Below are 24,195 nucleotides of genomic sequence, written 5' to 3'. Positions count from 1 at the left end.
GTTGGGCCGGCCCCCGAGGGGCCTCCGGTTACGTCCTGGCCTCCGGTGGCGCCGCGCATCGTGCGGGGCCGCCTCTCACGCCTCAAGGACGCCTTCGGCGTCGCTGCGTCAGCGCTTCGCGCCCCTTGACCCGTGAGCCTCTGCGGCCCTTCCCGGCAACCACGTGGGCAGGCCGGGGCCTGCCCACGTGGCGCGCGGCGCCACCGGAGGCCGGTTCTGCCGCCATGATCAGGGCTTTGGCGCATTCTCGGGCGAAATCGACCCGGGAATGCGCCAACTCTCTGATCTTGGGCCTGCAGATGGCCAATTTGCGCCCCGAGGGCGTCGACCAAGGGAAAATGGTCGCTGGATGATCTCCAAGAGCGGCCATTCGCCTTGATCGGCCGCTGCCGCTGATCACCAGCACCTCAGGGTGCGTCAGCTGCGGTGAGGTACTGCTCGCGACATCGACGGTCAGGCGAGCCGCACACCAGGGCGGTCGCCACAGCGGTGGTGTGCTTCTCGGGTGGGTCGACCCGTCAGGAGCGCGGGGTGGGCGAGGGGCGCCGCGGCGCCGTCTCCACCGTGTGCTGCGCGGTCTCCTCCTCGCTGTCCTGCTCCTGCGGGACGCCGTTGGGCGCGCTCTGCTGCTCGGGCACGGAGCGCGGGATCCCCGTGGGCGGGCTCGTGATCTCCGGCCGGGGGGTGGGTGGCGGCGCCGGCAGCGGTGGCACCTCGGGGCGTGGGGCCGACTGCTGCGCCTTGTAGGCCTGCACCCGCCCCTCGCGTCCGGGCCGACCGCGGCGCATCGTGAGCACCGCGCCGAGCAGCCGCGCCGACACCGAGCCCAGCATCGACACCGCCGCGTCGACCTGCTCCTGCGTGGTCTGGCGGTGCTGCACCGCGAGCACCACGCCGTCGGCCCGGGCGGCCACGGCCGCGGCGTCGGACACCGGCAGCAGCGCTGGCGTGTCGACCACCACGAAGTGGTAGTGCTTGCGCATGTCGGCCAGCAGGTCGGCGAGCCCGAACGAGGACAGCAGCTGGCTGCTGTGGTCCTGGCCGACGGCCCCGGCGGGGAGGACGTCGAACCCGCCGCGGTTCCACGGCCTGCGCGCGTACTGCCACACCATCCGGCCCGCCAGGACGTCGACGAGGCCGGGGGTGGTGTCCACGCCCAGGTAGTCGGCCACGCGCGGGTTGCGCAGGTTGGCGTCGACCAGCAGGACGCGGTTGCCCGCCTCGGCGAGGGTGATGGCGAGGTTGCAGGCGGTGGTGGAGGTGCCCTCGCCCGGCCGCGCGCTCGTGACCACGATGACGCCGCGACCCTGCCGTCCGCCCAGGAACTGCAGGTTGGTGCGCAGCCTGCGGAACGCCTCGGCGCGCGGGGAGGCGAACGGGTCGTCGACGAGCAGGGGCCGGGTGGCGACGCGGCGGTCGTGGGGGATCTCCGCGAGCACCGGGGCCGGCACGAGCCCGCGCAGGTGCTCGGCCGACCGCACCGACGTGTCGCGCATGTCGCGCACGACCATGGCGGTGATGCCGATCAGCAGGCCGAGCGCCCCGCCCAGCGCGAGGTTGAACGGCGCGTCCGGGGACACCGGCACGGCCACCGGGGCGGCCGGCTGGACGACCTGCACGCCGATCCGCGCCGGCTCCTCGGCGGGCTGGCCGGGCGCCGGTGGCGGCGGGGTGGGCCCGATCGGCTGCTCCAGCTCCCCGACGAGCCCGACGAACTCGTTGGCCAGCGCGTTGGCGACCGCCGCGGCGCCCTCCGGCGTGGAGTCGCGGACGGCCGCGGTGAGCACGGTGGTGTCCGGCTCGACGGTGACGGTGACGCGCTCCGCGAGCTCGGCGGGGGTGAGCGCGAGCCCGAGGCTCTCGACCACCGGCTGGGTGACCCGCTCGTCGGTGAGGAGCGGGACGTAGGACTGCACGCGCGCCTGGGCCAGCCGGTCGGCCTGGTAGGCGTCGTCGGAGGAATCGGCCCGCCCCTGCAACGAGACGTAGAGGGTGACGTCGGAGCTGTAGGTGCGCGGTGTGAGGTAGGTGGCCACCCCCGCGCCCAGCAGTCCCAGCACCACGCAGAGCAGCGCCAACCCCCAGCGCTCGCGCAGCATGCGCATCGCTCGTTCAACGGTCATGTTCGCCCCCGGGAAGAACCCGCCGCAGTGCCGGAGTCTAGGCGCGCGAGCTGCGGTGCAGCACGCCTCGGCGCGGCACTGACGATCATGGATCGGTCGGTGTGTTGCGGGCGTGGGCCCGCCTCAGGCGCCCCGTTGCGCGCGGACAGCCCCGTGACCAGCCCGACCATCCCGAAGAACAGGCCGAAGCCCGGTGGGCCGGTGAAGGTCACGGTGGCGATGGACTGCACGAGGCTCGCGATCGTCCACCCGATCGCGACGAGGCCGATCCACCGCACGAGTGGCGTGGCGCCGTGGCGGTACAGCCGCCTGCTCGCCCGGTAGATCAGGATCATGCCGACGAGGAACGCGGCGGCACCGAGGTAGCCGCTCTCGCCGATGATCGCCGGCCATTCGGTGTCGGTGAGGAACCGCCCGTCCTCCGCGGTGCGGCCGAGGCCCCAGATGTCCGGGTAGCCGCGCGCGAAGTACTCCGGGCTGTAGGTGGAGGCCGCGATGGCGGAGCCGAACCGGCCGAACCCGGCGCCGCCGGGGAAGTACCCGGCCGCCACCCCGAACGAGTCGACGGTGAGCACCGTTCGCGCGGCAGGTTCGGCCTGCGGTGAGATGTAGTCGTTGTAGGTGGCGGTGACCACCGTGGCCAGCGGGGTGGCCAGCACGACCGCCGCGAACGGCACCGTGACGGCCACCGCGAGCAGCACCCCCGTGGAGCGGCCCACCGCCTTCAGCCACAGCCACGCCGCCACGAGGCTGCCGATCGCGGTGCGCCGCGCGGTGAGCAGCGCCGCCCCGGCGGTGGCCAGCAGGAGGGTGAGGGTGAACGCGCCCTTGCGCACGGTCATCCGCCATGCCGTGAGCGCGATGGCGGAGAACGCCATGAACTGGCCGAGGTCGATCGGGTGGCTGAACGGCCCGATCAGGGACGGCAGGAACCCGCGGGACTCGATCGCGTTGGGGTCGCTCGCCATGACCGCGTTCCACGGGCCCTGGAGTGCGAGGTTGGCCGCGGTGGCCAGGAGGCAGAAGATGATGAGCGCCGCGCCGGTCCGCGCCGCGACGCGCAGGTGGCGCTCCTCCCAGTCGACCTGGGCCACCGCCCACGCGAACACCAGGCCCTTGCACATCACGACCGCGCCCAGGAGGTACGTCTCCGGCGGGACGTCCAGGAACAGGCCGCTGAGCAGGCCCGCCGCGGCGAAGGCGGCGAACCACCACTGGCCGGGGAACGCCCGCAGCGCGCGGCCCGCGAGCAGCCGCCGCAGCGGCAGCACGATGCCGCACAGCAGCACGAGCCCCTCGTCCAGGTAGCCGAGCAGGGCGATCGGGACGAGGTGCTCGATCGGGCGCACGAACAGCACCACGACCACGGTGACCCCGACCGCGGCGGCGGGGGCCGCGAACGCGGCGGCCACGACCGCCACCGCGGCCACGGCCGCCACGGCGACGAGCGGCTGGACCACCGCGAGCGCGCCGACGCCGGCCGCGGCCACCAGCCACGGCCACGCGTCGAGCGCCCGGGGTCCGGCCGTGCGGATCACAGCCGGTCGACCCCCGCGGACGCCAGCCGGTTGCGGGTGTCGAGCACACGGTCGGAGTACCGCTCGATCAGCTCCCAGTCGACGTCGTCGTGGTCGGTGAGGACGACGATCACGTCGGCGGCGGCCACCACCTCGGGCGTGCACTCGACGAGCTCCACCACGTCGGGCACGTCGGCCGCGGCGACCTTCGGGTCGATCGCGGACAGCTGCGCGCCGAGGTCGGCCAGCCGGTGGGCCACCGGGATCGCCGGGGACTGGCGGGCGTCGCCGGAGTTGCGCTTGTAGGTGAGGCCGACGAGCAGCACCTTGCTGCCGTTGACGGCGAGCTTGCGGCGGTTGAGGTGCTCGGTGACCCGCGCGGCGACGTAGGCGGGCATGTTGTCGTTGACGTCGTTGGCGATCTCGACGAACCGGAACGTGCGGCCCAGCGACCGGCGCACCTGCCACGACAGGTAGGACGGGTCGATCGGCAGGCAGTGGCCGCCCACGCCCGGCCCGGGCGTGAACTTCATGAACCCGAACGGCTTGGTGGCGGCCATGTCGACCACCGACCACACGTCGATGCCGAGCTCGTGGGAGTAGACGGCCAGCTCGTTGACCAACGCGATGTTGACGTGCCGGAACGTGTTCTCGAGCAGCTTCGCCATCTCGGCCTCGCGCGTGCCCGGCGCGGGCACCGCGTGGTCGACGACGGTGTCGTAGAAGGCCTTGACCGCGGCACCGGACGCCTCGTCGATCCCCGAGACGATCTTGGGGGTGTTCTGCAGGTGCCAGGTGGGGTTGTTCGGGTCGATCCGCTCCGGGCTGTAGCCCAGGTGGAAGTCGGTGCCGGCGGTGAGCCCCGAGCCGGCCTCCAGGATCGGCCCGAACACCTCCTCGGTGGTGCCGGGGTAGGTGGTGGACTCGAGCACCACGCACGCGCCCGGCGTGAGGTGCGGCGCGAGCAGGCGGGCCGAGTCCTCGATGTAGGACAGGTCGGGTGCGCCGTCGCGCAGCGGGGTGGGCACGCACACCACCGCCACCCGGAAGCCCGCCAGCTCACCGGGGTCGTCGGTGGGCGTGAACCGGCCCGTGGCCAGGCAGGCCGCGATGTCCTCGTCGGTGATGTCGTCGATGAAGCTCTCGCCGCGGCGCAGCTGGTCGACCCGCTGCTTGTCCAGGTCGAAGCCCACCACCTGGTGGCCGACCTGCACGGCCCGCACGGACAGCGGCAGCCCCACGTAGCCCTGTCCGACGACGACAACCGGTCCCTCGACCGTCATGATGGTTCCCCCTCAGCAGAAGTAGCGGTAGAGGAGCGCGCCGACCCGGGCGGTGATCTCGTCGGGCACCGACGGGTCGGTGAGCAGGCGGGTGAGCTCACCCAGTTCCCGCCCGAACTCCTCCTGCTCGGGCGCCTGCATCCAGGTGCCGGAGCGCAACGTGACGATGCGGCGCTCGTCGCTCGCCCACTTCCTCTTGAACCCGACGAGGCCGGGTTGGTCGAGGTCGGACAAGCCCCAGTCGACGAGCCGCATGCCGCGCTCGACACCGCGCTGGATCCCGGTCCAGTAGACGGCGTCGTTCGGGCGTGCCCGCAGGTGTTCCGGCACCGAGGCGCCGAATTTGTAGTAGATGACGTCGTTCCACTCGAGGAACATGGCGCCGGCGATCACCTCGCCGTCGAGCGTGGCGAGCAGGGTGACGCAGCGCCCGTCGTCGCGGAACTCGTGCCAGATGTTCTCGAAGAACTCGCGCGGCTGCGCGAGCAGCCGGTACTTGTGCTTGCGCAGCCCCACGTGCAGCCGGTGGAAGGCGTGCACGGCGTCGAGGTCGTCGCGGACCTCCACGCGGACCCCGGCCCGCTCCGCCGCCCTGATGTTGCGCCGCGACGCGCTCGCGATCCGCCGGTGGATCTCCTCGACGCCGGCGTCGAGCGGGGTGCCGTGCCACGCGGCCTCGCCCACGGTGCGCAGCCGAGGATCGGCCACCGCGGGCGAGTCGGCCAGGCAGCGCAGCGTGAGCTGCTCCTCGCCGGTCTTCGCGGCGTCCAGGAGCGCGGTGAAGACCGGGCCACCGGCCGTGAGCGGGTCGGCGCGGTCGGAGAAGGGCAGGCTCGACAGCCGCCTGCCCCGCACGTCCTCCACGGCCACCCAGGCGAACCCGCCCACCGGTTCCCCCGCGGCGTCGAGGGCGATCCGCGCCTCCGGCGTGAAGCCGTAGGACCGGCACACCGCGCTGATCCAGGGCGGTGAGGTGAACAGGCTCGAACCGGGTCCGCCGGCCAGCCGACGCCACCGCGGGTCGGTGACGGGGTCGGCCGTGACGACGCTCAGCGCGCTCATGACCGCAGCTCGAACGGTGGCACCTCGGAGACATTGCGCACCGCGGTGGACAGCGTGGAGACCAGGTCGTCGACCGTGAGGTCGGCGGGGTCGCGGTGCAGCGCGAAGCCGCGCGCGGCGAGCTCGGAGGCGAGCTCCTGCTGGTGGTCGTCGGCGGCCTCGCCGAACTCGGCCTCCCGGCTCACCATCACGGCGAACCGGCCGGCGTCGAGGTTGGCCAGGGCCGATCCGGTGCCCGCGTGGCTCACCACGATGTCGGCCTCCGCCAGCGCCTGCCGCAGGTCGGCGGCAGGCAGGAACGGGGTGGCCGTGATCGGCAGGTCGTCCACCGGGGTGCACCCGGTCTGCCACAGCACGTCCACCGGCCGGCCGAGGGCCTGTTCCAGCGGGCCGTCGGCGGCGAGCAGCTTGGAGAGGGGGAGGACGAGCCGCCGGAACGGGAACTCGGCGGCCGTGCCCACGGTGACGACCACCCTGACGCGCTCGCCGAGCTCGCGCCGGGCGGGCACCGCCTCGAAGGCGTCGAACCCGTTGCCCCCGTAGTGCCACGGCCCGCCGCTCCAGCTGCGGGACTGCGTGTAGGTGTGCACCCGGGGCACCCAGCGCATGATCCGGCCGGTGAGCGAGGGACCTCCCACCCGGGCGGCGCTCTCGATGTAGTGGCACTCCACCCCGCGCGCGGCCAGGTAGGGCAGGTAGCCCAGCGCGATGCCGGACCCGGTGGAGACCGCCCGGGTGGGGCGCCTGCGCCGGAACAGCCGGTGCGCGTGCAGGGCGCAGCGCAGCACGCCGAGCACGTCCTTCTGCCCGACGTAGGGCACGTACTCGACGTCGCGGCCCGCGAGCATCGAGGTGCTCTGCTCGTTGGCGTGGGTGACCCAGACGGCGTCGGGGTCGGGCGGGATCCGCTCCGCGAGACCGTGGAGTTGGGTGAGGTGCCCGCCCGTGGTGGCGACCAGGACCGTGGTCACCGCGACCCGCCCCCGCCCAGCAGCGCCGGGACCGTCTTCACGAGGATCTCGAGATCGCGCGCCAGCGTGCGCTCCTGCACGTACCGGACGTCGAGCCGCAGCATGTCGAGGGTGCCCAGAGCGCTGCGCCCGCTGACCTGCCACAGCCCGGTGAGCCCCGGCGGCACGTCGAACCGCGCGTGGTACTCCGCCGGGAACATGTCGGCCTCCCACTCCAGGCACGGCCGCGGCCCCACCAGCGTCATGTCGCCGCGCAGCACGTTGATCAGCTGGGGGAGTTCGTCGAGGCTCGTGCGCCGCAGGAACCGGCCGACCCGGGTGACGCGGGTGTCGCCGTTGAGCTTCGAACTGCCGTCGACGACCGTGTCCTCGCCGCGCAGCTCACGGGCGATGAGGTCGCGCAGCGCGCGGTCGTCGCCTCCCGGCTTCATCGTGCGGAACTTCAGCATCTCGAACGAGCGGCGGCGCAGCCCCACCCGCTGCTGGCGGAACAGGGCAGGCCCGCCGTCCTCGAGGCGGATGGCGGCGGCGATGAGGAGCATCGGGATCGCCAGCGCCACGAGCGCAGAGCCCGCCACCACCACGTCGGCGGCCCTGCGCACCAGGGCCGCCGCCCGGCCGGCCGCGCGGCCGCGCAGGCCCGCCCCGATGGCCCGCACGGCGTGGCGCAGCCGCCAGGCCCGCCCGCCGACGCGCGAGATCACCCGGTAGGCCGGGGTGAGCTTGAAGCGGAACCGCAGCATCGAGTCGCCGCTGCGGACGAACACCCGGTCGACCGCGAAGCGGCCGTGCTCGCGCGCCACGGCGAAGGCCACGTCGTACCCCGCTGCCGCCACGGCCTCGCGGGCGGCCGGGTCGTGGGTGCCGTAGGGGTAGGCGAACGAGCGCGCCCGCACGCCGGTGGCCTCCTCGAGCCGGTCGCGGGCCTCGACGACGTGGCGGTGCAGGGCGGTCGCATCCATCCCGACCATCCGCGTGTGGTCGGCGCTGTGGACGCCCAGGTCCATGCCGAGCCGCGGCAGCGCCGTGAGCTCTCCCGCGGCCGCGAGCGGCTCGTCGCTGTAGGCGTCGGTCCACTCGGCGCGCCCGCCGATGCGGTCCGGGCACACGAACAGCACCGACGGGATGCCGGCCGCCGACAGCGCGGGCGCGGCGATCTTCCACACCGACTCGTGCCCGTCGTCGATCGTGACCAGGTACGAGCGGCGCGGTGTGGGCGCGCCGTCCAGCGCCGCCAGGTACTCGTCGAGCGTGAGCGCACGCCACCCGCGCCGCTGCAGGTACCGCAGCTGCGCCGCGAACGCCTCCTCGCTGACGAACAGCTGCTCCGGGTCGGCGCCGGGCGCCTCCCCGAAGTAGTGGTACATCAGCACCACGGGTGCCCGCAGCGAGGGCACCCGCCTGCCGTCATTCGATCGGGACACCATGCAGGACCTCGCAGACCAGGTCGACCTGCTCCGGCGCCATCGTGGGCGACAGCGGGAGCGAGAGGATCCGCTCGGCCGCCGCTTCCGCCACCGGGAGCGGCCCGTCGGCGAACTCCGCGAAGGCGGGCTGGCGGTGGCAGGGGACCGGGTAGTGCAACCCCCACCCGATGCCCGCGGCGTCGAGCGCCGCCGTGACGGTGAGGCGGTCGGGCACCTGCACCACCGCGAGGTGGTACACGGGCTCGGCGGCAGGGTCCTCCGCCACCGGGACGGCCCACGAGGGCAGGTTGCGCCGGTACCGCTCGACGAGCGCGACCCGCTCCTCGTTCATCCGGTCCAGCCGCTTGAGCTTGACCCGCAGCGCCGCCGCCTGCAGCGTGTCGAGCCGGCTGTTGCGGCCCGACACCTCGTGCGCGTAGCGGTCGGTGGCGGAGCGGCCGTGGTCGGCGAGCAGCCGGATCCGCTCGATCAGCTGTGCGTCGTCGGAGACGACCGCACCCCCGTCGCCGAGCGCTCCGAGGTTCTTGCCCGGGTAGAAGCTGAACGCCGCGGCGGCCCCCCAACCGCCGGGCCGCCTGCCCATGTACCGGGCCCCGTGGGCCTGCGCCGCGTCCTCGACCAGCGCGACGCCGTGGCTGCGCGCCAGCCGCCCCAGCGCGTCGACGTCGGCCATCTGCCCGAACAGGTGGACGGCCATGATCGCCGCGGTGCGCGGCGTGATGGCTGCGGCCACCGCAGCCGGGTCGACGAGCAGGGTGTCGGGTCGCACGTCCACGAACCGGGGCCGCGCCCCGACGGCGCGCACGGCCTCGACGGTGGCGACGAACGTGTTCGTCGGGACGATCACCTCGTCGCCCTGCCCGATGCCCAGCCCGGCCATGATCAGCTCGAGCGCGTCGGTGCCGTTGCCGACGCCGATGCCGTGGCCCACCTCGCAGTGGGCCGCGAATTCCGCCTCGAACGCTGCGACCTCCGGGCCGCCGATGAACCGCCCGTGTCCGAGCACCTCCTTCCACGCGACGTCGAGGTCGTCGCGCAGGTCGAGGTGCACCGCGGCCAGGTCGAGGAACGGGACTCCCGCGGAGCCGCTCACGACACCGCCCGCACGCCGCGGACGATCTGCGAGGGCTTGACCACGGGGGCGGTGCGCCCCGTGACCAGCGCGGCGTCGGTGGCCGCGAGCACCCGCACGATGTCCAGGCCGCGCTCGCCCGGCGTGTCCGACGGGATGCCGGTGCGCACCGAGTCGACGAAGGCGCGGTCCTGGGCCATCAGGGGCTCGTGGAACGCCACGAACGGCGACACGATGTCGCCGGTGCGGTAGCTGACCGGCCGCTCGTGCGCGCTCTGCGGGTCGTCGATGCTGGCCGGGTCGACACCGATGTCGTAGATCCGGATCCGCTCGTTGTCGGACATGTCGTCGTAAACGGCCATCTTGCGCTCACCCACCACGGTGGTGCGGCGCACCTTGTTCGGGTTCAACCAGCTGACGTGCACGAATGCGCGCGTCTGCGGGAAGTCCAGACGGAGGTAGGCGACGTCCTCGCGCCACGGCGTGACGTTGCGGTCGCCCCACACCGACGCCGCGACCGGCAGTTCGTCGAGCAGGTACGAGGCGATCGAGATGTCGTGGGGCGCGAGGTCCCAGATGACGTTCACGTCGCGCTGGTACCGGCCGAGGCTCAGCCGGGCCGAGTCGATGTAGAGGACGCGGCCGAGCGTGCCGGAACGGATGATGTCGCGCAGCCTGCGCACGGCCGCGTTGTACTCGAAGGTGTGCCCGACCATCAGCTGCACGCCGTGCACGGACGCCGCGAGGACCATGGCCTCGGCGTCTGCCACCGACGTGGCCATCGGCTTCTCCACGAGCACGTGCTTGCCCGCGTTGATGGCCTGCAGCGCGATCTCGGCGTGCGCGCCGGGAGGCGTGGCCACCAGCACGGCGTCGACCTGGTCGAGGACGTCCTCCAGCGCGGTGGCCGTGCCCGCCACCGACGGGTAGTACGCGACGACCTCGTCGAGGCGCCCCGGGTCCTCGTCGACGACCACCACATCCACGTCCGGCATGGTGCTCAGCACCCGAACGTGCTTGCTCCCCCAGTAGCCGTAACCCACAACGGCCACGCGGATGTCAACTTGCTTCGCCACCGGTCCCCCAGACCCTTGCGATGCTTCCCCCAATGTCGACGGCGCGGATGAGGCGCCCCCGCCGACGGCGGGCCCGCAGCTGCGGATCCCTGGCGGCCGTGACCTGTGCCCCTGGTTCTCACGGACCGCGCCGATGGGATCTTGCGAAGTGGTACCCGCCGTCTCTCCTGGCTATCTGGAGGATAGGAGGGGGTGTTACAGGGTTTTCTCAGCTAAGCATTTGGGTGGCAACTCAGACACTTTCGGGTCATCCTGCTCCGGTTGCGCTGCTGCAAACGGGTTACGCACGAGGTGACTCTCTCCGACACGCGGCGCCGCTGTCGATCGAGGACCGGCGCTCGATCACCAGCACGCAGGTCAACACGATCGCGATCGCCACGCAAAACCCGCCGAGCGTGTCGGTGGCGTAGTGGTCCCCGTCGGCAACGAGCGCGAGCGCCATCGCGCCTCCCGGCAGCACCGCCCCCGACCCGATGAGGACGGCGCTCGTACCGGGCGTGGGGCGCAGCACGGCGACCAGCAGCAGCGCGACGACAATCCCGAGCGAGGTGGTGCCGCCCGTGTGGCCGCTCGGGTAGGCGAACTCCCCCTCGATCGTTCGTCCGATGATCGGCTTGAGCGTCGACGTGGCGACGCCGGTGAGCCCCGGACCCACGATCGCCAGCACGGCCAGCCTCCGGTGGCCGAGCAGGAGTGCAATCCCGCAGAGCGCCAACGCCAACATGACGACCGAGTCCGGGTTGCCGAAGGCGACGACGGCGTCGGACAGCGATGGCGCGCCGTCGGCGAGCGCGACGAGGACCTGCAGGTGCCGATCCAGCCTGCCCGCGGCGGAGCCGTCGGCGTACCGCGCGGCGAACACGCCGAAGACGAGCAGCGCCAGCACTGCGGTGACTGCGGCCGGTACGCGCAGCGCGGGCGGGAGGATCGTGCGGTCCAGGTGCGGAGCGGTGGCCGACACCCCACCGAAAGTACCGCTGTACCAGCCGCACCCGACCGCAGGCGAGCCGCGCGTGGGCTCCCCGTGGTGATCCCGTGGTCGCCACGGATCCGGCGCCCGTCCGCGCCGCCCACGCCATGGTGGAATCGCCTTCCGGCGAACGGTCGACAAGGGCCGCACCGCCGGTACGCCATTCGCCGAAAATACTTCGTTCGACGTCCGATGCTGTGAAAACCCTGAAGGTGATCGAATATTCACCGGTGCGCACCGAAAGGTAGGTCTGCATGATGTGAGATGTGTAACATTCCCTCGGGTGATCGTAAGGGAGTGGGGGGACCGAAGTCGACGATGTGAGGTCTCATGGGGGAGCCGGCTGAACCGCGGAGGGGTGCGCGGGGGACGGGGGGAGTGGCCGCTCGGCCCGCTCGGGGCCGAGCGGCGGTCCCGCGCGAGCCCGGCGGGAACGGGCGGCACCGGGGCTCCACGGGCTGGCGCGTCCGTCGCCTGCTCCTCGTGGCCTGGGATGCCGCCGCGTGGGCGGTCGCGCTGTTCACGGCGCTCGGCCTCCGGTACGAGTTCGAACTCGACGCCGAGGACGCGTTCGGGATCGCCCAGCTGATCGCCGTCGCCGTCGTCGCCCAGGTGCTCATCGGGGTGGCCCTGCAGGTCTACCGCGGTCGACACTGCATCGGGAGCATCGAGAACATCGTCGACACGGCGGCGTCGATCGCGCTCAGCGGTTTCGTGGTGTTCGTGGCGAACGTCGTGTCGATCGCCGAGTGGATCCCGCGATCCGTGGCGATCATCGGCACCCCGATCATGCTCCTGATCGCGGTCGGTTCGCGCATCGGGGTCGGGTTGCACCGCGCCCGCCGGTCGCTGCCCGATCACAGCACAGCGCAACGAGTGATCATTTTTGGTGCGGGGATCGGGGGCCAGCAGCTGTCCTGGTCGATGCTCACCGACCCGGAGGCCCGCTACCTGCCGGTCGCGTTCCTCGACGACGATCCGCAGCGGCGGGGGCTGCGGGTGTCGGGTGTGGGGGTGCACGGCACGAGCGCGGACATCGCCGAGGTGGCCGCCCGCACCAGGGCCGTTCTCCTGGCGATCACGGGCCACCACGTCGACGGCGCCGCGATCCACGAGTTGTCGCGCGCCGCCGCCGACGTCGGCCTCGAGGTGAAGGTGGTCGCGCCGCTGGCCGAGTCGCTCCGGCCCGTGCCCGCCGCGCTGCTGATCCCGTCGCAGGCGGGCTCGGCCGCGGACGGCGGCCGCGCGGTGCCCCCCCGCCCCGCCCCGGTCGAGAGCAGGGCCAAGCGCTTCGTGGACGTCACGCTGTCCCTCACCGCACTGGTCGTCCTCCTGCCGGCCTTCGTCGTCATCCCGCTGGTGCTCGTGGTCACCGGCGGTGAGGTCCTGTATCGGGCGAAGCGCGTCGGGCTGGGCGGCGAGATCTTCACGATGTTCAAGTTCACGACCATGGTTCCCGGCGAGGGCGGCCCGCGCCTCACGCGAGCGGGCGACCCGCGCATCACACCGTTCGGCCGCTGGCTGCGGATGACCAAGCTGAACGAACTGCCACAGCTCGTCAACGTGCTCAGGGGTGAGATGAGCCTCGTCGGGCCCCGCCCCGAGGATCCGCGTTACGCCGCCCTCTACTCGGCGGAGCAGCGGAAGGTGCTGGCCGTGCGACCCGGCCTGATCAGCCTCGCGTTCCTCAGGTTCGGCGACGAGGAGGCGTACATCGAGCGCGCCGACCCCGCCGACATCGAGTCCTACTACCTGAACGAGCTCCTGCCGGAGAAGCTCGCCATCGAGCTCCGGTACGTCAGGACCTGGACGTTGCGCGGGGACTTCCGGATCCTCGCCAGGACGGTGAAGCACCTCCTGTTGTGAGACCTGCCGCGCACGACGAGCTGCGCGATGGGCTTCAGCCTCGCACCCCGGCACGGTGCAGGCGGCCCGGAATCCACGGGCATTCAGCCGATGCGCGTCGGGGAGCAGAGGCCGATACTGGGCGATTCCTTGTCCTCGAACCGAGGAACCGCGATGGTTGCGAGAACCGAGACCCACGCGGCACCCCGACGAGGGGCCGCCTCGGCGTCATTCCTCCTGCTGGCCGTGGTCGCGGCGGCGTGTGGGGCAGGGGGGGCCGGCCAGGTGCGGCCGGACGAGCCCACCGCACCGCCCGGGCAGCCGGTTCCCGCGGAGACGGCCCAGTTCTGCACGGCTGCGGTCGACCTCGTGCAGGTGGTGGACGACGGGCCCGACGTCTCCGACCCGCCGGGGCCGCCCGAGCAGGTGGCGACGGCGTACAAGGAGTTCGAGGCGCGGCTGGAGCCGCCGCTCAGATCGATAGAGGCGTCGGTTCCTCCCGCCCTGCAGAAGGATCTGGCGACGATCGCGCGGCAGGCGCGGTACGCGGTGGCCACCAACGACGAAGCGCCCCTCGACACCCCCGAGTCCACTACGGCGACGGGCAGGCTCCGCACGTTCATGATCTCCGAATGCGGGTTCCAGCAGGTCCGGGTGACCGCCATCGATTACCGGTTCGAGGGCATCCCGCCGACGCTCCCGGCGAGCACCGTCGCGTTCACCGTCTCCAACCAGGGCGCGGAGTCCCACCAGTTCGACGTGTACCGGGTCAACGAGGGCGTTCCGCAGCCCTTCCAGGAGCTCGTGCTGCTGCCGGAGGAGCAGAAGGACGTGGTGCTCACCCGAGTCGGGTTGATCAACACAGATCCGGGTGACGCCGAGACGGAGTTCATGCCCCTCATCCCGGGCCAGTACGGGGTCGCGTGCCTCGTCCCGCAGGGATCGACGCCGCCGGCGGAGGGAGCCGGCCCACCCCACGCGGCGATCGGCATGATCGGCACGTTCAAGGTCGGGTGAGTGCCGGGGCGACCCCGGTCGCGCGCCTCCCGGCCCTCTCAGAGGGACGTGCGCCCGCCGACGCGCTCGCGGATCGGGACGAATGCCTCGGCGAACAGGTAGCCGGAGTGCCCGCCGCGCACGCGCGCGAGCGCCTCGATGTAGTCGAAGCTGCGAGGGTGCCGTCCGCCGATCATCTCGGTCGGATAGCACTCGAGCGCCTTCAGCTTGCGGTCCCAGACCGGCTCGACGTCGACGAACGTCGTCGGGTTGAACACGTAGCCGCTGATCTGGGGTGCCTGGTCGGTGGACGACGGCGTCTCGAACGTGAGGAAGCGTTCCACCGCGGCCCCGAGCGGCGTCATCGGCCTGCACGCCGCGTAGACGGCCTTGAACACGACCTGGTGGTCGGTGTTGGCGTCGCCGTTGTGGTGGGTGTAAACGGCCGTCGGCCGATACGTGGTGAGCGCAGCCTCCACAGCCTTGATCAGCTGGATGAAGGGGACACCGTCCAACCGCTGGTCGGGGAAGTCGTGGAACACGACCTCGCCGACGCCCAGCCTCCTGGCCGCCTCCACCGCGCATTCCCGGCGCGTCTGGCAGCGCGGAGTGCTCTCCAGCTTCTCCTGCTCGCCCTCACTCATGATCAGCACGGTGACGTCGCCGCCCGCCTCGGCGTGCAGCGCGAGCGTGCCGCCGACGCCGAGCACCTCGTCGTCCGGGTGGGCGACGACGCAGAGGACGCGCCTGCGCATCGGGTCACCGGGGAGCGGCCGGGGCCGGGGAAGCGCGAGCTCCGGCGCGGCCCTGGCCCGCTCGATGAGGATCGGGACCCCGTCGCCGCCGAAGGTGTGCGCCCCGGGGTAGGGCGGAGCGAGCGCGCGTACCAGGTTGACGATCTCCTGTGCGGGACGGGACCAGTCGATCTCGCCGTCCGCAGGCGTGCGCTTGCGCGTGTACGTGCTCGCCGCTCCGTCTTGCTCGGTGCGAGGGGCGGTGCCGTCGAGGACGCCGTCGAGGTGCGCCTCGAGCAGGTCGATCGTGGCGTCGTCGGCCTTGCGGAGGACGTCCGCGGCGTAGTCCTCGGGCTCGAGCGGGAAGCTGCGGGTGCCGATGACGTCGCCGGTGTCGATACCGGCGTCCATGTAGAACATCGTCACGCCGGTCTCGGTGAGCCCGTCGACCACCGCCCAGATCAGCGGCGAGCACCCCCGCCTGCCCGGAAGTACCGCGGAGTGGAAGCCGATGACGCCCAGCGGGGGGACCTCCAGCAGCGCCCGCGGGATGATCTGCGAGAACCCGACGACGAACACCACGTCCGGGTGCAGGTTCCGGATCTCGTCGACGTGGTCGCGGATGCGGCTGATCGTGCGCAGCACGGGAGGGCGGACCAGGTCGTCGAACGTGCGGAACCCGGAGACGCCCGCGCCTGCGGCGTCGTCGAGCACGAAGGCGCCGACGAGGTCCACCCGCGGGTGGGCGAGCAGGACCTCGACTGTGCGCCGCCCGTCGTCGAGCCCGCCGACGAACACGACGCGGCGCCGATCCTCGGTCTGCCCGGTCCGGGAGTCGTCGGCCACGTCGTCCCCCTCGTCATGCATCGGCCGCGCGGCGTGTGACCAGGCTCGGCGCCGGCGGGTGCGGCGTTACCGGGGTGGGCGGCTCGCCCGTCCCGTTCGCGCGCCAGTTGCAGTCGAGGCGAGGGTAGGGCATGGTCGTGTAACGCAGATCACAGTCGCGAACGGCAGTCTGCACGGGAGCAGCCATGGAGCACCGCCGGGTCCGACCCCGGGATCGCAGCGTGACGGCCCTCGACGTCGTCTTCATCGGGATGCTCGCGGTGTTGTTCGTCGTGATGGCTGTCGGCCTGCTGTTCCTCACCTGAGGGATCCGGAAGGTCGGATGAGCTCGCCAGCTCGGCTTCCCAGGAGTCGCTGACGCTTCTTGACGACGCTCCGCGCGGCCTCGCGCAGGACAGGTAGGAGCGCGTAGCGCGAGCGCCGGTAGGCGGGGATCCACAGCTCGTGCGCTCCGTACCTGCGCTTGTAGTCGCCGCCCCCGCCGAGGTCCATCAACCCCGTGCCCCGTTGGCGCCAGTACCGCATCGCGTGCCAGAACAGCAACTCGTTCGGCCGGAGGATCTGGTCGTTCCGCAAGCTGGCGCCGCCCCAGAAATAGGCGGCGCCGTGGTCTGCGGGGAAGATCGCCGTGGCGATGCAGCGCCCGTCCGGGGCGATCGCGCGCAGGCACAGGATCCGCCCTTCGGGCGCGAGGCAGCGGATCAGCTCGCGCACCCGCTCGACGGGGTAGGTCGGGACCAACCCCTGCCGGGCGAAGACCTGCCGGAGCTGGCCGTAGTACTCGTGGGCGAAGCCGAGGTCGGTGGTCTCCTCGACCGTGACCCGGTTCTTGACCGCCTTCCGCACCGCTCGCCTGCATGGGCTGGACATGCGCCCGAAGACGTCGCCCTCCTCGCCGCTGAGATCGACGACGAACGTCAGCGTCGGGCTGCTCGCGAACCCGAGCCCGGTGAGGTCAGTCGTCAGTTCGCGGTCCTTGAGCTCGAGGTGGTGGCATCGCAACGGGCCGAACGCGAAGTCGGCGAGAGCGGTGGCAGCCGCGCGCCGGTCGACCCCAGGCGCGAGGTTGAAGCCCATGTACTCGGTGGTCCAGCCCGGGAGCGGGCTGCCGAGGATCCGAACGCCGAAGCGTCGTACAACGAGGCCGGTGAAGTACCCGACGTGCTCGCCGTCAGCATGGACCCTGGCGACGACGGGCGTGCCGCGCTGGGTCCTCGCGAGGAAATCCAGCCACACCGGGCTCTGGAAGAGCACCCGGTCGGGAAATGCGTCCATTCGGTCGATCTCCGCCCGATCTGGACGGATGAGCTCGAAGGTCAGCATCTGCAATGCGCCTCCCGGTGATACCGATGATCGCAATTCGTCGATCGCCGGCGCGGAGGGCCGGAACGGGCGTCTGGCGCGGCCGCCACGGGGTGGCTGTTCGGCGGTCGACCTCGGGGCCCGAGTCCCAGGGCCCACCGCTCACCACACCACGTCGACCCGGCCGTGTCCACTGCCGGGAACGGGCGGATTCCACTAGGCTTGCCCGCTCGGAGGGCGCTCGGGGGGCGCGAACAACGATCTTCGACAAACCACGTCTTCGCCCCGCAGGAATCGCCGTCGCCTGATCGACGCACTGGCTGCCATTCCCACCTGCGGGGCTGGATCAGCGGAGCGGAGTTCGACGATGAACGGTTCGAACAGAGCACCGGACGATCGACCGGTCGTCTTCATGGCGACGACGCAACAGCCCTACCACCCCCGCCACTACCACCTGATGGCCGTCGGGCTGCACCGAGCGGGCGTGCCCGCGCGGATGGTCGCCCAGCCCGACCACGCCGAGCACCCGCCGGGGCCGGTTCCCGTGGTGTTCGTCGAGGTGTCGCCCGGCCGTCTGGCGCGGTTCCTGTCGGCGCCGAGGGTGATCCGCGCGGCGCTCGCCCTGCGCCCCCGGGTCGTCCACGTGACGAGCCTCGACCTGCTGCCCTGGGCGGTCCTGCTCCGCACGTTCGCCCGCGTGCCGGTGCTGTACGACTCGAACGAGGACTACCCGGCTGACATCCTCCTCAAGGAGTGGTTGCCGCGCCCGGCCCGCACGGTCCTGTCGAGGGTCGTGGGCAGGGTGGAGCCGTGGTGCGCCGCGCGGCTGGATGCGGTCACCCTCGCCGACGAGGGCACCGCGGCCAACTTCGCCGGGATCGGCACCCCGCTGATCGTGATCTACAACTTCCCCTGGCTGGAGATGCTCGGCGGTGCCGATGCCGATGACGTCGAGCCGGAGTTCGACGTGTCCTACCACGGCTCGTTGCCGCAGCTGTACCTCGATCCGCTGCTCGCGACGGCCCGGATCCTCCACGACCGCGGGGTGCCGGCGCGGTGGTGCCTCGTCGCGCGCGACTACCGCGACGAGGAGCGCTCCGCACTCGAGGAGCGCATCCGCCGAGCCGGTCTCCTCGACCGCATGACCTTGCGCTACAACCAGCCGTTCACCGAGATGCCCGGGCTCCTCAGGGCGAGCAGGCTGGGGTTCATCCCGCTCCCGGACCGGCCCAAGTTCCACCGGAACCTGCCGCGCAAGCTGTTCGAGTACCTCGCCGCGGGGCGGCCCGCCGTCGTGTCCGATCTTCCACCGATCCGCCGGCTCGTCGGCGACGCGGGCTGCTGCGTGCTCGTCCGGCCCGGCGATCCGGTGGAGTCGGCCGATGCGCTGCAGGAGCTCCTCACCGCCCCGAACCGCGCACGAGAGATGGGGGAGCGCGGCCGCAGGCTCGTGGCCGACCGGCTCAACGCCGAGCGCGAGGTCGGGCCGTACGTGGACCTCGTGCGACGACTGGGAGCGGGCGTGCGGAATGGCGGGTGACGGCGGCACCGCGGTCAACGCGGAGACGAGCTGAGGCCGGCTGTGCGTCTGCCACGCCCCACGCGGATCCTCAGCGGGATCCTCTCCATCCTGGCCGGCAGCTTCCTCGGCCAGGGCCTCATCGTGCTGTCGACGCCGCTGCTGACCAGGATCTTCGACACCACCGATTTCGGCCTGTGGGCCGTCTTCTCCGCGATCGTGTCGATCCTCGGCGTGGTGGCGACCGGCCGCCTGAACTACGCGATCCCGTTGCCCGGCGACGAACGCGACGCCTCGGCCATGGCGTGGGCCGGGATCGCCTTCGCGGTGGGTACGGCGCTGGTGATCGTCGGCATGGGGTGGGCGGCCGGGGGGTGGCTCACCGAGCGGATCGGAGCGCCCGCGCTGGACGGCTACTGGTGGCTCGTCGCGGTGACCGTCTTCGCGCTCGGGATCAACGACGTCTACTCCGGATGGCTGGTCCGCCAGCGCCGCTACCCGGCCCTCGGCAGGCGCAACGTCGTGCAGGGCGCGAGCCAGGTCGGCACGCAGCTCGGCCTCGGGCTGGCCGGTGTGCGGCCGTTGGGCCTGCTGGTCGGGATGGCGGCGGGCCGGTTGCTGAGCGCGGCAGGCCTCGTCGTCGGCCGGGAGGCGGTGCTGCGCGGGCCCGCGGCGTCGTGGCGCCGGGTCCGCGCGGTCGTGGTGAGGTACAAGCGCTTCCCCCTGGTGGCCTCCTGGGCTGCGTTGATCAACAGTGCGGGGCTCCAGGCTCCGATCCTCGTCATCGCCGCCGCGTACGGCGATGTGGCGGCCGGACTCCTCGGCCTCACGATCAGGGTCGTCGGGGCGCCGGCGTCGTTCCTCGGCGAAGCGGTCATGGGCGTGTTCACGGGTGAGGCGGGCGCGAGGGTGCGCAACGAGGACGGGTCCCTCGCGGGCTGGGTCAGGGGCACGGTCCTGCGGCTGATGGGGATCGGGGTGATACCGACGATCGTGCTCGTCGGGTTCGGCCCGGCGCTCTTCGCGACGGTCTTCGGCTCCGAGTGGCGGGAGGCGGGCCAATACGCCCAGTTGCTCTGCCTCGGCTACTTCGCGCAGTTCGCCGTCGCGCCGGTGTCGCAGACGCTGCTCATCCTGGAGCACCAGGGCCGTCAGCTGGCGTGGGACACGACGCGGCTCCTGCTGACCGTCGGCGGCCCTGCGGTCTGCGCCGTGGCGGGCGCCTCGATCACGACCGCCGTGCTCGTGCTGTCGCTCTGCGCCGCCGCCTGCTACCTGCTGCTCTACCTGCTCTGCGTGCGCGCGGCCGTCGCGGCGGATCGGAAGCGGCCGTCCGGTGAGGGGCTCAGGCGCGATTCGAGGCGAGCTCCCGATGACTGACCATCGTGATCCTCCCGAGCACGGCGCCGAGCGTCTCGTCGAGCCGGCCGAGTGGACGGTCGATGAGCTCGCCCGCGGCGTCGAGCTGCGGGTGGGTCATCACCTCGACCGGCCCGTTCGTGGCGCCGACGGCCGAGCGCACGTCCAACGCCGAGCCGAAGCGCGACACGGCCGCCACCCCCGCGCGGCGCAACCGCGCGTTGTACGCCGCCTTGTAGAGCCGGACCACCGCGGCTGGGGCCGGCCCGCAGTTGCGCGTGAGTCGCACGGCCGGGATCGAGTGCTCGCGGGCGAGGGTGAGCGCGATCGTGCCCAGCGGCCACGCGGTGTGCACGTGGTGGTGGGAGTCCACGTGCGACGGCCGGACACCCTGCGCGAGCAATGCCGCGATCTGTGCGCGCCACTCCACCGCGATCGCGTGGGCCTCGGTGCCGTCGAGGGCCCAGATGCCTCGGTGCCGCCAGACGAAGGTGCCGTCGGGGGCGCAGAACCGCGGGCAGGAGCGTAGCGGTGTCGTGAGCGTGGCGCCCTCCGTCAGGTTGAGGTGCACGCCGAGCCGGTCGGTGAGCCCCGCCTCGTGCGCCATCTCGACCGCGGCGCCGAACCCGGGCATGGTGGCCATCAGCGACGCGCTGCTGACCAGGCCCCGGCGGAACGCCTCGACGATCCCGGCGTTGACCGCGTCGTTCATCCCGAAGTCGTCGGCGTTGACGACGGCGAGCTGCGTGGGAGGCGTTCGATGTGGCATGGATCGGTCCTCGGGGTGCCGTCCTCGTCGGTGTGCGGTGGCCGACGCCAGCGCTCGAGCCCCGCCAGGAACCCGCAGCCGTACGCGACGTGCAGGACCACGAACGCGGCGCCGACCAGCGCGGGACGCGTCCCCGTTCGCTGCGCCGACCGGTGGCTCGCGGCGACGAGCGCCGAGGCGTAGGGAGCCAGCACCGGCAGCGTCCAGCGGGCGTCTCGGCGGGCCACCGCGACGAGGCCCGAGGCGGCCGCGGCGGCCACGAACACAGCGGGGACCAGGTGGCGGGGCGAGGCGAAGCCCCCGCGCTTCTGCGCGACCAGCACCTTGTACAACCCGTACCGGTAGTACTGGCGCCAGAGACGGCCGAGGGTGGCCCGGCTGAAGTACCGGGCGCGGATCGAGGGGTCGTACCAGATCCGCCCCCCGGCCTGCTGCAGCCGGAAGTTGAGCTCGTCGTCCTCGTTGCAGGCCAGCTCCTCGTCGTAGCCCCCGATGTCGGTGAGGACGGCCCGCGGGTACGCGCCGAAGGCGACGGTGTCGACCGCGCCCGGCAGGCGGCGCCCGGTCCGGAAGGCGACGCCGCCGACGCCGAAGCGCGAGCTCTGAGCCGCGGCGATGGCCCGGCCCAGGGCTCCGGTCCCGACCGTCTCGACGATGCCGCCGACGCACGCGCTGCCCGTCGCGCGCAGGACCACGACGCACCGGCGGACGTAGTCGGGCTCGAGCACGGCGTGCCCGTCGACCCGGACGATCACCTCCCCGGTGGCGTCGCCCAGTGCCACGTTCATCGCGGCCGGGACGATCTTCGCGGGGTTGTCGAGCACCCGCACGGCGGGCGGCGCGCCTGCGGGGCGCCGCCGCAGGAGCGCCTGCACCACGGTCCTGGTGCCGTCGGTCGACATGCCGTCGACGACCAGGATCTCCATCCGGTCGGCGGGGTAGTCCTGGTCGAGCACCGACCGGAGGCACCGCCCGATGAAGGAGATCTCGTTGCGGATGGGGAGGACGACCGATACCCGCGGGAGACGCGGACTCCGGCCACCTGCCTCGATCACCGGGACCCCCTCGCGAGCACCCGGTGGATCCGGGCGTGGACGGCGGGGTATGCCGGGCCGAGGATGCGTTTCGGGACGGCGAGCCCGTACCAGCGGACCTGCTGGCGGGCGCGCGGCGCCCAGCGCCCGGCCAGCAGAGCGGTGACCCGGTCGCGGTCGTGGGTGCGGAGCACGGCAAATCGGCCGACGAGCTCCACGCCTGCGTGGCGGCGTCGCCGCGCGGTCGGCACGGAGGTGTAGAGCACGCGGATACCCGCGGCGGCGGCCGTCTCGACGACCACATCGTCGGCGAACCCGTTCGGAACCGAGCCGATGGTGACCGGGTGCCCGACGATCCGCTCGAGGATCTCCGCGCTCGTGCGCCACTCCGCGAGCGCGGACTCGCGGGGGAGGTCGGGCATGCGCTCCGGGTGGCTGTGCGAGTGCGACCCGACTAGGTGGCCGTGCTGGGCCAGCCGCTCGATGTCGCCGGTGTCGAGGAAGCCGGGCTCGCCGATCTTCGAGGTCGTGACGAGGAACGTTCCGCGCAGCCCGTGCCGCTCGAGGATGGGGGCGACCACCCGCACCGCGTTCACCCCGCCGTCGTCGAACGTGAGCTCGGCGCAGCGGGCCATCGGGTGGGCGGCGAGCTCGTCCAGGAGCCGCTGGCCGATCTTGTAGTGCGCCGCCGCGGCACCCGGAAAGCCGCTGTCGTCCGGGTCCTGCCCGACCGCCAACACGTCGTGCAGCATGAGGGCGATGCGCGACCCGGTCATGACGGCGGTGGGGCGGACGGCCGCGGCTGCGACCGCGGCCGCGGGCTGGGACGAACGCGGCTGCCGTTGGCCGGTGGGGCGGCGGGGGTGAACGGAGGCGGCTGCTCGCCACCGTTCACCCGCGGCTGAGGGCTGGTCCAACCGCGCGCCGCGGTCCGGGCCGGGACCCGCGTCACGACCGCCCCGAGCAGGTGCGCCCCGGTAGCGGTGAAGGCGGCGGCTGTCGCCTCGAGGTCGTCGGTGGTGGTCCGGCCGTGCCGCACGACAAGCAGCGCGGCGTCACACCGGGCTGCCAGCGGAGCCGTGTCGGCGAACGAGAGCACCGGTGGCGCGATGACCAGTACGAGGTCGTACTGCGCGCGGACGGACTCGAGCACGGTGGGGACGGCGCGGGCCGCCAACAGGCTGGTCCGCTCGTCCCAGGTCGGGCCGATTTGCAGGACGTCGAGCCCGCCGTCCTCCCAGTGCTGGACGGCGTCGGCCAGGTGGGCCTGGCCGGTCACGATCCCGGCCAGCCCGGGTGAGGTCGGCAGGCCGAGGCAGGCCGCGAGACGTGGCCGAACCCCGTCGGCCTCCACGAGCAGCACGCGGTCGATGCTCTCGGTCATCGCGGCCGCGAGCTCGCAGCTCGTCCGCGCCGACTCGGGATCCGGCGTGGGGCTGGTCACGACGATCATCCGGCGGCGCACCCCCACGCCGAGCGACTGGAGGTGCACCCGAAGCCGACGGAAGGACTCGGCCTGCAGCGAGAGCGGTTGTGCCCGTAGGGCGGGGAGCCGCTCCCCGAATGTCGGCCCGGCGGGCACGCTCGCGAGAACCGGCGCTGAGAGCGCTTCGGCCACCACCCCGGCCGATCGCGCCCTGCGGTCGAGGGTGCGCCGGGCTGCCGCCGCCAGAACGCCGATCAGAAGGCCGACGGCCAGCCCGGACCCGACGTAGACCCACGGGGGCGGGGTTGCCGGGTTCAGGGGCGGAGCCGCCGGTTCGAAGACCCGAGCGCCGAGCGGCGGCGCTACCGCAGGATCCGCGGGTTGCTCGAGGTCGGTCACGAAGATGACGAACCGGTTCGCGACGGCGTTGGCGATGTCGGCCGCCCGCGTCGGCGACGGATCGGTGACCGAGATCGTCAGCAGGACCGACTCGGGCGCCGTCGTCGCCGACACACGACGTGCGAGGTCCGTGGGCCGGTCCGGCAACCCGAGGGCGGCGACGACCTCGGTCGCCATGCGATGGGACCTGACGACCTCGACGTAGGAGGTCATCCGCTGCGCGGACAGGAGGTTGCCCTCGTAGGCCGATGATGCGTCGGCAAGGCCTGCGCGCGCGGAGACGAAGACCGTCGTCCGGGCCGAGTACTCCACCGGGGTGACGAGGTAGAGCGCCACGGCACCGATGAGGCCGACGAGGAGCCCGGCGAGGAGCGGTCGCCAGTGGGTTCGGACCATGTTCACGTACTCGCGCAGGGTCACTCCCACCCCCTCGGGGTGCAGATCCGCTCGCCCTCCCGCGGCCGC

The 24,195-nt window shown here is 72.6% G+C and carries 19 protein-coding genes; 4 read left to right on the top strand and 15 right to left on the bottom strand.

Annotation, left to right across the window (positions count from 1 at the left end):
* Positions 1-518: 518 nt before the first annotated feature.
* From ACFPL3_RS06645 to ACFPL3_RS06605, 9 genes are all read right to left on the bottom strand, one after another.
* Positions 519-2,123, bottom strand: a complete 1,605-nt coding sequence (locus ACFPL3_RS06645) for a tyrosine-protein kinase domain-containing protein (RefSeq protein ID WP_343946539.1) — start codon at positions 2,121-2,123, stop codon at positions 519-521.
* Complete coding sequence (locus tag ACFPL3_RS06640; protein ID WP_343946540.1) at positions 2,120-3,661, bottom strand: hypothetical protein; 1,542 nt, start codon at positions 3,659-3,661, stop codon at positions 2,120-2,122. The genes ACFPL3_RS06645 and ACFPL3_RS06640 overlap by 4 nt, the downstream gene beginning before the upstream one ends.
* The gene (locus tag ACFPL3_RS06635; RefSeq protein WP_343946541.1) at positions 3,658-4,923 is read right to left on the bottom strand and encodes a nucleotide sugar dehydrogenase; all 1,266 of its coding nucleotides are present in this window, start codon (positions 4,921-4,923) and stop codon (positions 3,658-3,660) included. Before ACFPL3_RS06635 ends, ACFPL3_RS06640 begins: the two co-directional genes overlap by 4 nt.
* Positions 4,924-4,935: 12 nt before the next feature.
* Complete coding sequence (locus ACFPL3_RS06630) at positions 4,936-5,985, bottom strand: lipid II:glycine glycyltransferase FemX (protein ID WP_343946542.1); 1,050 nt, start codon at positions 5,983-5,985, stop codon at positions 4,936-4,938.
* A complete protein-coding gene (locus ACFPL3_RS06625) occupies positions 5,982-6,956 on the bottom strand; it encodes a glycosyltransferase (protein WP_343946543.1) in 975 nt (324 codons plus the stop codon). Before ACFPL3_RS06625 ends, ACFPL3_RS06630 begins: the two co-directional genes overlap by 4 nt.
* On the bottom strand, positions 6,953-8,383 hold the full coding sequence (locus tag ACFPL3_RS06620; protein WP_379588540.1) for a sugar transferase: 1,431 nt from the start codon (positions 8,381-8,383) through the stop codon (positions 6,953-6,955). The genes ACFPL3_RS06625 and ACFPL3_RS06620 overlap by 4 nt, the downstream gene beginning before the upstream one ends.
* Positions 8,364-9,476: a DegT/DnrJ/EryC1/StrS family aminotransferase gene (locus ACFPL3_RS06615; protein ID WP_343947039.1), complete on the bottom strand. Its 1,113-nt coding sequence runs from the start codon at positions 9,474-9,476 to the stop codon at positions 8,364-8,366. Before ACFPL3_RS06615 ends, ACFPL3_RS06620 begins: the two co-directional genes overlap by 20 nt.
* Positions 9,473-10,531, bottom strand: coding sequence for a Gfo/Idh/MocA family protein (locus ACFPL3_RS06610; RefSeq protein WP_343947038.1), 1,059 nt, complete (start codon positions 10,529-10,531; stop codon positions 9,473-9,475). The genes ACFPL3_RS06615 and ACFPL3_RS06610 overlap by 4 nt, the downstream gene beginning before the upstream one ends.
* Before the next feature lie 280 nt (positions 10,532-10,811).
* Complete coding sequence (locus ACFPL3_RS06605) at positions 10,812-11,492, bottom strand: phosphatase PAP2 family protein (protein ID WP_343947037.1); 681 nt, start codon at positions 11,490-11,492, stop codon at positions 10,812-10,814.
* Positions 11,493-11,984: 492 nt separating this feature from the next.
* On the opposite strand from ACFPL3_RS06605, the gene ACFPL3_RS06600 reads away from it, so the two are divergent.
* Positions 11,985-13,367: a sugar transferase gene (locus tag ACFPL3_RS06600; RefSeq protein WP_343947036.1), complete on the top strand. Its 1,383-nt coding sequence runs from the start codon at positions 11,985-11,987 to the stop codon at positions 13,365-13,367.
* Positions 13,368-13,520: 153 nt separating this feature from the next.
* Positions 13,521-14,363: a hypothetical protein gene (locus ACFPL3_RS06595; RefSeq protein WP_343947035.1), complete on the top strand. Its 843-nt coding sequence runs from the start codon at positions 13,521-13,523 to the stop codon at positions 14,361-14,363.
* Between the two features lie 38 nt (positions 14,364-14,401).
* On the opposite strand, the gene ACFPL3_RS06590 is transcribed toward ACFPL3_RS06595, so the two are convergent.
* Together ACFPL3_RS06590 and ACFPL3_RS06585 are read right to left on the bottom strand one after the other, a co-directional pair.
* Complete coding sequence (locus tag ACFPL3_RS06590) at positions 14,402-15,922, bottom strand: PIG-L family deacetylase (RefSeq protein ID WP_343947034.1); 1,521 nt, start codon at positions 15,920-15,922, stop codon at positions 14,402-14,404.
* A 297-nt stretch (positions 15,923-16,219) separates the two neighbouring features.
* Positions 16,220-17,245 carry a GNAT family N-acetyltransferase gene (locus ACFPL3_RS06585; protein ID WP_379588536.1) on the bottom strand — a complete coding sequence of 342 codons (1,026 nt, stop codon included), beginning with the start codon at positions 17,243-17,245 and terminating at the stop codon, positions 16,220-16,222.
* Between the two features lie 391 nt (positions 17,246-17,636).
* On the opposite strand from ACFPL3_RS06585, the gene ACFPL3_RS06580 reads away from it, so the two are divergent.
* Both ACFPL3_RS06580 and ACFPL3_RS06575 read left to right on the top strand, forming a co-directional pair.
* Positions 17,637-18,764, top strand: a complete 1,128-nt coding sequence (locus tag ACFPL3_RS06580) for a glycosyltransferase family 4 protein (RefSeq protein ID WP_343947032.1) — start codon at positions 17,637-17,639, stop codon at positions 18,762-18,764.
* A 42-nt stretch (positions 18,765-18,806) separates the two neighbouring features.
* Positions 18,807-20,123, top strand: a complete 1,317-nt coding sequence (locus tag ACFPL3_RS06575) for a lipopolysaccharide biosynthesis protein (RefSeq protein WP_343947031.1) — start codon at positions 18,807-18,809, stop codon at positions 20,121-20,123.
* Here ACFPL3_RS06575 and ACFPL3_RS06570 read toward each other — a convergent pair.
* From ACFPL3_RS06570 to ACFPL3_RS06555, 4 genes are read right to left on the bottom strand one after another with little or no spacing between them, the layout of a single operon-like run.
* Complete coding sequence (locus tag ACFPL3_RS06570; protein WP_343947030.1) at positions 20,089-20,871, bottom strand: ChbG/HpnK family deacetylase; 783 nt, start codon at positions 20,869-20,871, stop codon at positions 20,089-20,091. The two genes, ACFPL3_RS06575 and ACFPL3_RS06570, sit on opposite strands and share 35 nt — an antisense overlap.
* Entirely contained in the window at positions 20,811-21,926 is a 1,116-nt protein-coding gene (locus tag ACFPL3_RS06565; RefSeq protein ID WP_343947029.1) for a glycosyltransferase family 2 protein, read from the bottom strand. The genes ACFPL3_RS06570 and ACFPL3_RS06565 overlap by 61 nt, the downstream gene beginning before the upstream one ends.
* Positions 21,923-22,681 carry a polysaccharide deacetylase family protein gene (locus ACFPL3_RS06560; protein WP_343947028.1) on the bottom strand — a complete coding sequence of 253 codons (759 nt, stop codon included), beginning with the start codon at positions 22,679-22,681 and terminating at the stop codon, positions 21,923-21,925. The genes ACFPL3_RS06565 and ACFPL3_RS06560 overlap by 4 nt, the downstream gene beginning before the upstream one ends.
* Positions 22,678-24,150: a tyrosine-protein kinase domain-containing protein gene (locus tag ACFPL3_RS06555; protein ID WP_343947027.1), complete on the bottom strand. Its 1,473-nt coding sequence runs from the start codon at positions 24,148-24,150 to the stop codon at positions 22,678-22,680. Before ACFPL3_RS06555 ends, ACFPL3_RS06560 begins: the two co-directional genes overlap by 4 nt.
* Between the last annotated feature and the right edge of the window lie 45 nt (positions 24,151-24,195).

This window comes from Pseudonocardia zijingensis (assembly GCF_042657305.1).
Lineage (GTDB): Bacteria > Actinomycetota > Actinomycetes > Mycobacteriales > Pseudonocardiaceae > Pseudonocardia > Pseudonocardia zijingensis.
Note: the sequence above shows the minus strand (reverse complement) of the source record. Positions and strands in the feature narration are given on the sequence as shown.